Genomic DNA, 1,296 nt, shown 5'->3' with positions numbered 1-1,296 from the left:
GTTATATCCGTCTGGGTGGTCATGTTTACTGGGACTGGTATCGCTCGGGCTTCGGTGAAACCGGTTTGACCAAGGCGCTGGCCTGGTCGGTAGACGTGTTTTTTTACAAGCTGGCTATCAAAATGGGTATTCAACGTCAGGATGCGGCTCTCTGGCGTTTTGGCTTTGGCCACCCGGCGCCCATTGATACTCCCGGTAGCGCCAACGGTTTCGTGCCGACGCCGCGCTGGAAAGAAGCGCATTTTCATCAGCCCTGGTACACCGGCGATTCGGTGATTCTGGGTATTGGACAAGGCTACTTGTTGGTGACGCCACTGCAATTGGTGCGTGCCGTGTCAGCCATAGCCAACGGCGGATATTTACCCTCCTTGCATGTGGTAAGCGCACTTATTAATCCGGAAACCGGGGTGCGGCAGCCTTTAGCAATTCCGCCTGCCAAGAATCTGCATATTCCTGCCTTTGCTCTACAGGCCGTGCGCAAGGGGATGGCAGCCTGTGTAACGCAGGGTACTTGTAAAAGCATGGCAACGCCGGGTTTGTCCATGGCCGGTAAAACCGGAACAGCCGAAGTGCCCATCGGTTATCAGGATGGTCGCACAATTTATAATGATGACTCTCTTTTCATCGGTTGGGCGCCACTCCATCATCCGCAAATTGCGGTGGCGGCAATAGTAGAGGATGGCGGGAACAATGCCTGGCAAGCGCTTCCGGTGGCCAAGGCGGCTATTTTGAGTGACTTGCGTCCCAAAATGAAATTACGGGATTTCACCAATATTGTCGTGAACCCCGCCCAGGCCTTTGGTTGATCTCTTTGAACTGTTCCCGATGATTACGGTCTACTGATATACTTGAATATCAGCTTACAGAAGAAGGAATCACTATCATGTTTTATGCTACTTTTATTGTTCTGGGCGCTTTGTGGGTTGTTGCCATGTATGCGGGTATGCGGACTACTTTTGGTCCGGCTGATCCAGATGACAACGAGCACAGTGCCTGATCAAGCATTATTTGCGGCTTTGCGTCACCCTGTGTGCAAAGCCGGTTCAACGCCTCATCTATTCGTTCGTTTATTAAAGACCTGTCGGGCTTTTTATTGCGTTGATTATGTCTGTAGGGTTAGTGTTGCTGCAACGCCATTAACTGAATAAGTAAGAATAGAGCCTGAGGAACTGCCATGATTCGAATTCCTGATGTAATGCGCCTGTCTTTGCGCCAGAGGTTATTTCGATTTGCGGCCAAGGCGCGTGCGGTTTTATATCTGGATCACTGGTTTCCCCATATTCCCATGGCATTGGC

At 51.0% G+C, this 1,296-nt stretch carries 1 protein-coding gene; it reads left to right on the top strand.

Going from position 1 to position 1,296, the window contains the following annotated elements:
* Positions 1–806, top strand: an 806-nt coding sequence (locus AC2VLY_RS09560; protein ID WP_486893697.1) for a penicillin-binding transpeptidase domain-containing protein, incomplete at its 5' end; no start/stop codon positions are given.
* Between the last annotated feature and the right edge of the window lie 490 nt (positions 807–1,296).

This window comes from Acidithiobacillus sp. TH-A36 (assembly GCF_057473445.1).
The sequence above is the reverse complement of the archived record's forward strand: the minus strand, read 5'-3'. Positions and strand labels throughout refer to the sequence as shown.